The 928-nt window shown below is 52.4% G+C and carries 1 protein-coding gene; it reads left to right on the top strand.

The genetic code is table 11. The annotated features are described in order from the left end of the window. Window positions 1–98: 98 nt before the first annotated feature. The coding region (locus A3730_RS28765; protein WP_197477735.1) for a hypothetical protein at window positions 99–928 on the top strand (830 nt) is incomplete at its 3' end.

Here is a 928-nt window from a genome sequence, read left to right as displayed (position 1 = left end):
TCTGCTCTGTAGCCCAAGTCAAAAGCGATAAAGATATCCAGCAGTTGCTTGGCAGAGTGTTACGAATGCCGTACGCAACCCGTAGCCGCCAGGGGGAAATGAACAAGGCCTACGCTCATGCGGTTACGGACGATTTTGGCAGGGCCGCTGGGGAGTTGACTCAATCCTTGGTCAATATTGGCTTCAACCCGATGGAAGCGGCTACCGCAATCCGGAAAGAGAGAGACCTACCTCTTGAGGGTGGCGAAATTACAGTTCCGCCTCTGCCTACAACTCGTATTGAGCTGCCTAAGGCTCCCAATCTTGCTAATGTGCCAGAACGAGACCATCAACGGGTGCTGTTTACTCCCAGCCCAGAAGGGAAAGGGGGAACCATTGACCTTACCGACGAAATTGATGAGGCAACAGTAGAGGTTATTGTGGCTACGGCTCCACCCAAGAAGCGGGAAGAGCTAGCTGCACGAATTGAGCAACACCAGTTGAAATCCTTGGCAGCCAAGGCACCTAGTGAACGAGGGGCTGTGTTCAGTGTTCCTCGTCTGTGCATGGTTGAGCAGGGCGAATTGGAGTTGGTTGATAAAGGTGCCCTTTCGACTAACTTCACTTGGGATCTGTTGTCTTTTCCGCCCGATTTGTCCAGTTTTCGCATCAACGATGAGATCATGACGTTTGAGGTCGACCTAGATGGGGAGGAGCTCAATTACCGCTTAATCAAGGATGATGCTGCGACCTATCTTCCTGGGTTCGCCCATGATCGCACCGAAGCAGATCTCGTTGGCTGGCTGGATCACGCAATCCGAGATCCATCAGTAAAGCAACCTGTTCTCAGGGAGTGGGTTCGTCGTGCTATCAGTGACCTTCGGGATAGTCGGGGTTTTTCTCTGGCGCAATTGCTGAAAGGTCAGTTTATCTTGCGCCGCAAGCTCGC

It is taken from the genome of Alcanivorax sp. HI0044 (genome assembly GCF_001634945.1).
The sequence above is the reverse complement of the archived record's forward strand: the minus strand, read 5'-3'. Positions and strand labels throughout refer to the sequence as shown.